This window comes from Polaribacter sp., assembly GCF_036480315.1.
Taxonomy (GTDB): domain Bacteria; phylum Bacteroidota; class Bacteroidia; order Flavobacteriales; family Flavobacteriaceae; genus Polaribacter.
The window spans coordinates 1-8,482 of sequence record NZ_JAZGGG010000056.1 but is presented as its reverse complement, the minus strand read 5'-3'; the positions used below and the strand labels follow the sequence as shown (position 1 = coordinate 8,482).

Annotated in this window: 7 protein-coding genes and 1 pseudogene; 2 read left to right on the top strand and 6 right to left on the bottom strand. The window is 29.4% G+C overall.

What is annotated here, in order from left to right; all coding sequences use genetic code 11:
* Positions 1 to 109, top strand: a pseudogene (locus V3V28_RS11985) (IS982 family transposase); the annotation flags it as partial.
* A 41-nt stretch (positions 110 to 150) separates the two neighbouring features.
* Here the strand turns inward: V3V28_RS11985 and V3V28_RS11980 are convergent.
* The 4 genes from V3V28_RS11980 to rpsA all read right to left on the bottom strand — a co-directional run bounded on the left by V3V28_RS11980 (position 151) and on the right by rpsA (position 5,595).
* The gene (locus V3V28_RS11980; protein ID WP_331365250.1) at positions 151 to 423 is read right to left on the bottom strand and encodes a hypothetical protein; all 273 of its coding nucleotides are present in this window, start codon (positions 421 to 423) and stop codon (positions 151 to 153) included.
* A 194-nt stretch (positions 424 to 617) separates the two neighbouring features.
* A complete protein-coding gene (gene glmM / locus V3V28_RS11975) occupies positions 618 to 2,009 on the bottom strand; it encodes a phosphoglucosamine mutase (RefSeq protein WP_331365249.1) in 1,392 nt (463 codons plus the stop codon).
* A 523-nt stretch (positions 2,010 to 2,532) separates the two neighbouring features.
* Complete coding sequence (locus tag V3V28_RS11970; protein ID WP_331365248.1) at positions 2,533 to 3,138, bottom strand: hypothetical protein; 606 nt, start codon at positions 3,136 to 3,138, stop codon at positions 2,533 to 2,535.
* A 633-nt stretch (positions 3,139 to 3,771) separates the two neighbouring features.
* Positions 3,772 to 5,595, bottom strand: coding sequence for a 30S ribosomal protein S1 (rpsA, locus tag V3V28_RS11965; RefSeq protein WP_331365247.1), 1,824 nt, complete (start codon positions 5,593 to 5,595; stop codon positions 3,772 to 3,774).
* 244 nt (positions 5,596 to 5,839) lie between these two features.
* On the opposite strand from rpsA, the gene V3V28_RS11960 reads away from it, so the two are divergent.
* Positions 5,840 to 6,469, top strand: a complete 630-nt coding sequence (locus V3V28_RS11960; RefSeq protein ID WP_331365246.1) for a 7-carboxy-7-deazaguanine synthase QueE — start codon at positions 5,840 to 5,842, stop codon at positions 6,467 to 6,469.
* Positions 6,470 to 6,648: 179 nt separating this feature from the next.
* Here V3V28_RS11960 and cmk read toward each other — a convergent pair whose 3' ends face one another.
* Together cmk and porQ are read right to left on the bottom strand one after the other, a co-directional pair.
* On the bottom strand, positions 6,649 to 7,338 hold the full coding sequence (gene cmk / locus V3V28_RS11955) for a (d)CMP kinase (RefSeq protein ID WP_331365245.1): 690 nt from the start codon (positions 7,336 to 7,338) through the stop codon (positions 6,649 to 6,651).
* The gene (gene porQ / locus V3V28_RS11950) at positions 7,338 to 8,360 is read right to left on the bottom strand and encodes a type IX secretion system protein PorQ (protein ID WP_331365244.1); all 1,023 of its coding nucleotides are present in this window, start codon (positions 8,358 to 8,360) and stop codon (positions 7,338 to 7,340) included. Before porQ ends, cmk begins: the two co-directional genes overlap by 1 nt.
* Between the last annotated feature and the right edge of the window lie 122 nt (positions 8,361 to 8,482).

Sequence of the window (8,482 nt, the reverse complement as noted above, 5' to 3'; positions counted from 1 at the left end):
TTTTAAGACTAGAATACTCTCAAAATTAACCTCATTAACAATTATTCAATTCATTAATAAGTTTACTTTTGATAGAAATATTAACAACTTAAAAATTAGTATTATTTAAATGCACAACGGGTTAATATAGTTTAAACCATCTGTATGTTCTTAACGTAAGAAATCTTTTGTAAGCTGAACTTGCTGCCCAGTATAGACGCCATCATATTTTGTGTTTCCGATATTTATGTTTCCATTTATATCTACAAATTGATCATTATCAACTACATATTTCATGTGATCTATACCAATTGAAATTGTATAGTTTTCCTTAAAAAAATAACCAATTCTTGCATTTGTTTGCGGTTTGGTTAGGTTTTTAATTCCAAAATATTTTTTGAAAGTAAATTTTGATGGTGTGTCTTGCGCAGTAACATCTTGCAATGTAAAATCGTAATTATCTCCTTGAAAACGAATATTTGAATCTGTATAACCTGCCCAATTCCAACCCCAATAAACAAAAAACTTTCCTTTATTAGAAACCTTTTTTATTTGATTTTCTTGCGCGTTTATTGAGCGTTTATTGATAACGCTAATAACGTTATCAATAATAGTATTATATTTTTTTTAAAAATCACTTATGCTATAATTGCTTTAATTTCATTGATAAAACGAACTGCTAAATCATCTGCAGCTTGTTGGCTTTTTGCTTCTGTATAAATTCTAATAATTGGTTCTGTATTCGATTTTCTTAAGTGAATCCATTCTTCAGCAAAATCTATCTTTACACCATCTATTGTGTTTGCATCTTCATTTTTATAAGTTGAAGCCATTGTTTCTAAAATTTTGTCAACATCTATTTCTGGTGTTAACTGAATTTTATTTTTACTCATAAAATAACTAGGGTAAGAATCTCTTAATTCTTTACAAGACATTTTTTTATTTGCTAAATGCGATAAAAACAACGCAACACCAACTAAAGAATCTCTTCCATAATGTGATGCTGGGTAAATAATTCCTCCATTTCCTTCTCCACCAATAACCGTATTGGTTTCTTTCATCTTAATTACAACATTTACTTCACCAACAGCAGAAGCTGTATATGTTCCGCCATGTTTTTGAGTAACATCTCTTAATGCTCTAGAAGATGATAAATTAGAAACAGTATTTCCGCCACCTAATTTCCCTAAAACATAATCTGCACAAGCTACTAATGTATATTCTTCGCCAAACATAGAACCGTCTTCAGAAACTAAAGCCAATCTATCTACATCTGGGTCAACTACAATTCCGAAATCTGCTTTTTTCTTAACAACTAATTCAGAAATATCTGTTAAGTGTTCTGCTAAAGGTTCTGGATTGTGAGGAAATTGCCCATTTGGAGTACAATATAATTCAATACATTTTACGCCTAATCTTTTTAATAAAGCAGGAATAAAAATTCCACCTGTAGAATTTACTCCATCTACAACAACTTTAAATTTTGCTTTTTTAATAGCCTTAACATCTACTAAATCTAGTTTTAAAACTTCTTTAATATGTTTTTTAAGGTATTTTTTGTTCTTTTTATAAGAGCCTAAATCGTCTACTTCAGCAAAAGAAAAATCTTCACTTTCTGCTAAAGCTAAAATTTGTTCTCCTTCTGCTCCGTTTAAGAATTCTCCTTTTTCGTTTAATAACTTTAAAGCATTCCATTGTTTTGGATTGTGAGATGCTGTTAAAATAATACCGCCATCTGCATTTTCTAAAGGAACCGCAACTTCTACAGTTGGTGTTGTAGACAAACCTAAATCTATAACATCAATTCCTAAACCAACTAAAGTATTAGACACCAAACTAGAAATCATCTTACCAGAAATACGAGCATCTCTACCTACTACTACTTTTATGTTTTTTTTATCAGCATTTCTTGCTTTGATAAATGCGCCATATGCAGCTGCAAATTTTACGGCATCTATTGGTGTTAAATTGTCTGCAGTTTTACCTCCAATAGTTCCTCTAATTCCTGAAATTGATTTTATTAATGTCATGCTTTTGATTGTCTTTTTTTATTAGCTCTGCAAAGATAAAGTATTTGTTGTGATGCAGAAATAAATTCTGCACAAGAAAAAACCGATACAAATTGCATCGGCTTTTTATCATAGTTTTCAATTTATTCTTAATTTTTGCTTTCTTCTTTAAGTTTATTTACATAATAAACCATAAAATAAATTGTCAAAAGTAAATTAACAATTGAAATACTTAACTCTTTATAGAGGCTCTCTCCTTTATAAATAAGTTCCCAGTCCACGTTTCTCATCGAAAAAACTAAAAGTAAGGACATTATAATCATTAAAAAAAAAGCTGTTTTTTTGGAAAATTTCACCATAATCATTGAATTATATTATATATCATAACTTTCTTAATTTACATCGTAATCTTCTAAGTAACCACCTACACATTTATCTGCAAAATTATCTGCAGCTATTGCAAAACAAGCTATAGCTAAACCACATGCAAATACTGTAGCGCAAGCTGACAGACCGGCAGAAGCACCTGCTAAAGAAATTGTAGCTAATGCACAATCCCAACCCCAACATCTCCATCAGGATCGTCTCTTTGTAAAAACCCTTTTACTTTAAAATAATTAGGGTTTTGAAAGTTTATAAATTTTAATGTATTAACGAAAATATTTTTTTTAGAAAACTCTTCTTTAGATAAACTTAATTTTTCTACATCTTCAGCGTACTTTTTTATTGCCAAATCAAAACCTTCTAGCTCAATATTGTCAATTAATGATTTTGTTAATTCAACATCTTTTTTTGTTATCCATCCATTTTTTAAAGATGAGCTTAAAATTTCATTAGAATTAAGATTTGACAACTCTAATAAGTTTCCTTCGATCTGAATGTTGGTATTATAGTTTTTATTAATTATGCCTAAAATTTCATTTTGACTTTCAATTGAGTTCGTAGATCTTTTATTCGTTTTAATTTTTGTTACCTCTTTCATTACATTATGAAAGGTTGAAAGATTGTTTTTAAAATTATTTAATATTGTATCATCAAATTTATTAACTATTTCAACATCTTGCGATTCTGAATCATACTGACTACAAGATACAAATAAAAATACTGATGCCATAATTATTGACAAGTATGGTTTTCTAAAATTTTTCATTTAATATTATTTTTTAAATTAATTAATTAATTAATGGTTAATGAATGATGTTTTCATTCAAATAAATGTTACTTATATAAATAACATCTTAAATTTAAAAAAGAATGTGCGCAATTTTTAAAACATTCTTTTTCTTTTTTTGCTAGCATTTTTTAAATAGAAGTGATCAAATACTACTTATAAACAGTTAAATGTAAAAAAAAAATCAAACACGCAAGAAAATACTGCTTATTTTGGCTAAAAAGCTAAATTTCACTGTTTTCCGTGAGAACACCTCACGGTTTTCAGTGATACCAACTCACTGAAAACCGTGAGATAAAAGTGTTGTTTGTTTTTAAACTTTAGTAGTTAGGAGGTTTTTCATTCTTTAAAAAAACTAATTTATTTAGAATTGATAGAAATAAAAAACGTAAAGTACACTATCTAAATTGATTAATTCTAAAAGCTGGAAAATAATCCTGCATTAGGGGTTGAAGCATTTGTTTGAGCTCTTTTTTATTTTTCTTAAAAAAAGCGAGTGCGTAAAGCCCGACCTTTTTAGGTAACGCCCAAATTAAATTTATGACAAAAAAAGCCGATGCAAATTGCATCGGCTTTTAGATATTATAAATATCGGCTTTTACTTAAAAGAAATTACTTTTTCTTTTTTGCTCCTGCTTCCATTTTTTCTTTAAGAGCTGCTAAACCACCAATGTCTCCAAGAGTTGTTTTCTCTGCATCTGCAGATTTTTTAGCGGCAACTTTAATATTTCTCTTTTCTTCTTCTCTAAAGATTGAAGTATGAGAAACTACTACTCTTCTGTATTCTTTAGAAAATTCCATTACAATAAATGCTATTGTATCTCCTTTTCCTAATTTAGTACCATCTTCTTTTTCCAAGAATCTTGTTGGTGCAAATCCTTCTACTCCATCAGCGAAAGTTACAACTGCTCCTTTATCATTCTTTTCTTTGATTGTACCTTCATGTGTAGAACCTATTGTATAAGTAGCTTCATGTGCATCCCAAGGATTATCTTGTGTTTGCTTATGACCTAAATTTAACTTTCTGTTCTCTACATCTAATTCTAATACTTGAACTTCTAATTTGTCTCCAACAGTTACAAAATCTGATGGATGCTTAATTTTCTTAGTCCAAGATAAATCAGAAATATATACTAAACCATCAATTCCTTCTTCTAACTCAACAAATACTCCAAAGTTTGTGTAATTTCTTACAGTTCCTGTATGAGTTGAACCAACTGGGAATTTAGTAGTAATGTCTGTCCAAGGATCTGGATGTAATTGTTTCATACCTAAAGACATTTTTCTGTCTTCTCTGTCTAAAGTTAAAATTTGAGCTTCAACTTTATCTCCAACTTTTACGAAATCCTGTGCAGAACGTAAATGCGTTGACCAAGACATTTCAGAAACGTGAATTAACCCTTCTACTCCTTGTTCTACTTCTACAAATGCACCGTAATCTGCAATTACTACAACTTCACCAGTTACTATATCACCAATTTTTAAATCAGTATTTAAAGCTTCCCAAGGATGCGCAGATAATTGTTTTAAACCTAATTGTATTCTAGATTTGTTATCATCAAAGTCTAAAATTACAACGTTTAATTTTTGATCTAATTCAACAACCTCATTAGGATGATTGATTCTAGACCAAGATAAATCAGTAATATGTACTAATCCGTCTACACCACCTAAATCAACAAAGACACCATAAGAAGTAATGTTTTTAACAACACCTTCTAATACTTGTCCTTTTTCTAATTGACCAATAATTTCTTTTTTCTGTAATTCAATATCAGCTTCAATAAGAGCTTTATGAGATACAACAACGTTTTTAAATTCGTGGTTGATTTTAACAACTTTGAATTCCATTGTTTTCTCAACATATTGATCGTAATCTCTAATTGGTTTAACGTCAATTTGAGATCCTGGTAAAAATGCTTCAATTCCGAAAACATCTACAATCATACCACCTCTAGTTCTACATTTAACGAAACCGTTAACTACTTCACCAGTTTCATGAGCATTATTAACACGTTCCCATGCTTTAATTACTCTTGCTTTTTTGTGTGATAATACTAATTGACCAGAAGAATCTTCTCTTTTGTCTACTAATACTTCTACTTTATCTCCTTCAGCTAAACCTTGGTTGTAACGAAATTCGTTTAAAGAAATAACTCCTTCAGATTTAGAGTTGATATCGATAATTGCATCTCTATCAGTAATTCTGATTACAGTTCCTTCAATTACGTCACGCTCGTTTACAAAACCTACAGTACCTTCTAACGCTTTTTCGAACTCAACTAATTTTTTTTCATCAACAGCGTCAATACCTTCTTCGTATCTGTGCCAGTTAAAATCTGCTAAAAATTGTGTTGGATCTACAGCTGGAGTTGCTGTTTCTTGTACTTCAGTAGCAACTACTTGCTCTTCAGTGTTTTTTGTTTCTTCAGACATGTGTCTAAAATAATTTTGTATCTTATTGTTTTTCAGATTTTTAACGATAAAAACGCAAAGAGTTGTTTTTATAAATTGTTTTGTACATTTCCTTTTATAAATCTGTTCTCGTAAAAAGGAGTGCAAATTTACAAAAAATACTTGATTTTAAACACTTTAGAATTAAATTATTATTCTTTTTATTCTTGATACACAAAAAACTACCTTTGCATTTTTAAAACCTTTTTGGTTGATTTTAATGACGATGGATAAAAAGACAAAAGATTTAGTAGATAAAGGAATAATGCTTCCATTAATGGAAGAGTTTTATACAATACAAGGTGAAGGTTCTCATACCGGAACTGCTGCTTATTTTATAAGAGTTGGTGGTTGCGATGTTGGTTGCCATTGGTGTGATGTTAAAGAAAGTTGGAACGCAGATTTACATCCACCAACTTTAACAGACACTATTGTAGAAAACGTAAAAAAATACGCAAATACTGTTGTTATTACTGGTGGTGAACCATTAATGTGGTCTATGGATTACATAACAGAAAATCTTCAAAAAAATAATATAAGAACGCATATAGAAACTTCTGGAGCATATTCTTTTTCTGGAAAATGGAACTGGTTTTGCCTGTCGCCAAAGAAAACAAAATTGCCTTTAGAAGAATGTTACCCTGAAGCAGATGAATTAAAGATGATTATTCAAAACAAATCAGACTTTGATTTTGCAGAACGAGAAGCCGCTAAAGTTGGTAAAAAGTGTCAACTTTTTTTACAACCAGAATGGAGTAAAAAAGAAAAAATGACGGAACTTATTGTAGATTATGTTATGAAAAACCCAAAATGGAAAATTTCTTTACAAACGCATAAATATCTGAATATTCCATAAGATTTCTATTTGAAGCAATTTCCAGCTTTACACTATATCTTTTTTATGCTGAATTTATTTCAGCATCTGATTATATTTATGCGTAATTTTGTTATTGGTAAAAGATATTGACACACCTTAATCAAAAAAAAAGGATGCCGTTTCAATCTGGGCTAGAATAATCTATAAACTTTTGGTAATTATAAAATTCTTCGATCTACCAAAGCACAAATTCTCTCAAATTGTTCCTTAATTCCCATATCAGAATTATCAAAACCAATAGCATCTTCTGCTTTCATTAATGGAGAATCTTCTCTTGTAGAATCTATTCTATCTCTTTCTTCAACATTAAAAAGAATATCTTTAAAAGACACTTTATCTCCTCTATCTATCAATTCCTTATAACGCCTTGTTGCTCTTTTGTCGGCAGAAGCCGTCATAAAAAGTTTCAGTTCTGCATCAGGAAAAACAACTGTGCCAATATCTCTACCATCCATTACAATTCCTCTATTTTCTCCCATTAATTGTTGCTCTGCAACCAACTTTTTTCTTACTTCAGAAATAGTTGAAACTTTACTAACCAATTGAGAAACTTCTAGAGTTCTAATTTCTTTTTCAACATTTACTCCATTCAAAAGCATTTCTGCAAAACCTAAATCAATATTAAATTTAAATGAAAGAGAAATATCTTTTAAATTTGAAATAAGCGATTCCTTATTTAAAAAATCTTTAGCTACAAAATTATTTTGTTTTGCGAATAAAGTAACCGCTCTATACATTGCACCAGTATCAACATATATATAGTTATATTTTTTTGCTAATAATTTAGCAATTGTACTTTTACCTGTTGATGAAAAGCCATCAATTGCTATTATAATTTTATTCATCATTATCTTCTATTTAGGTCTATTTGTAAACTAAAAGTACTCGTATTTGCAGCTGAATGGAATTTTGAATATGCATAATTAAATTTAAGTTTACTCATTTTAATACCAAAGCCTAATGATACCCCACTAAAAGTTCTTGCATTTTGTAATTTTAATTCTGCTGCTCTTCTAAAATTATAACCAAATCTAAAATTTATTGCACTTTCTGGAAACAATTCTGCACCAATTACAAAATGTCTAAAAGTATTACCTATGAAACCAACTTCTTCTTCAGTCACATTACCTTCTAGATCAGTAGTCTGATCTGAAGGATTTGAAACAGAAACATTCCATTGTTGTAAATTATCTAAAGTAAAATGCCACTTTAATGGTACATGTTCTAATTTATAAGAACCTCCAAGAGCAATTTTAAGTGGAAGTTTTTCAATTTCACTATTAAATGATTTAATTTGAGTTCCAACGTTTCTTACAACTAAAGTAATAGAAAATGGTTGATAAGGATTATTATATAGAATTCCAAAATCTGCAGCAATACCAATTGATGAAAAATTACTAATATTAGAATTTATTAATTTCAAATTTGTACCCATATACAAATTAGTCCAAGGAAGATTAAATGCATAACCTATTGAAATTGCAATATCACTAGCGTTAAAGTTTCCTGTTTCATTACCTTGATCGTCTGCTCCTATTAAGGAACCATAATTTAGGTATTTTATGCTTCCATGAATGGTACCAAACCTTCTAGAAATTGTTTTTGCATAAGTAATTGAGCCTACATTTATTCCAGCCAAATAACTAGAATAATTTACAGAAAACTTACCATCAATATCTTCACTAATAACAGATGGGTTCCAAATTGGCTGATTTACATCATCAGTTAAAGTCAAGACTTCACCTCCTAAAGCAATTTGTCTTGCAGAAGTAGAAAGGTTTAAAAATTGATACACACTTTCTCCTCCTACTTGTCCAATTATATTAACTGAAGTAAGAATAAATAAATAAAAAGTGATTTTAAATTTCATAGAAATGCAAATAAACAAAGTATAAAATCAATAACGAAAATAAAACTGATTATTTTATAAACTATATAAATTATTTTCATAAAAAAAGCCTCAATTCGTAAAGAATTGAGGCTTATAAAATC

Excerpts from the sequence above, each read along its gene's own strand:
- glmM (WP_331365249.1), bottom strand. The coding sequence starts at position 2,009 with ATGACATTAATAAAATCAATTTCAGGAATTAGAGGAACTATTGGAGGT.
- V3V28_RS11970 (WP_331365248.1), bottom strand. The coding sequence starts at position 3,138 with ATGAAAAATTTTAGAAAACCATACTTGTCAATAATTATGGCATCAGTA.
- rpsA (WP_331365247.1), bottom strand. The coding sequence starts at position 5,595 with ATGTCTGAAGAAACAAAAAACACTGAAGAGCAAGTAGTTGCTACTGAA.
- V3V28_RS11960 (WP_331365246.1), top strand. The coding sequence starts at position 5,840 with ATGGATAAAAAGACAAAAGATTTAGTAGATAAAGGAATAATGCTTCCA.
- cmk (WP_331365245.1), bottom strand. The coding sequence starts at position 7,338 with ATGATGAATAAAATTATAATAGCAATTGATGGCTTTTCATCAACAGGT.
- porQ (WP_331365244.1), bottom strand. The coding sequence starts at position 8,360 with ATGAAATTTAAAATCACTTTTTATTTATTTATTCTTACTTCAGTTAAT.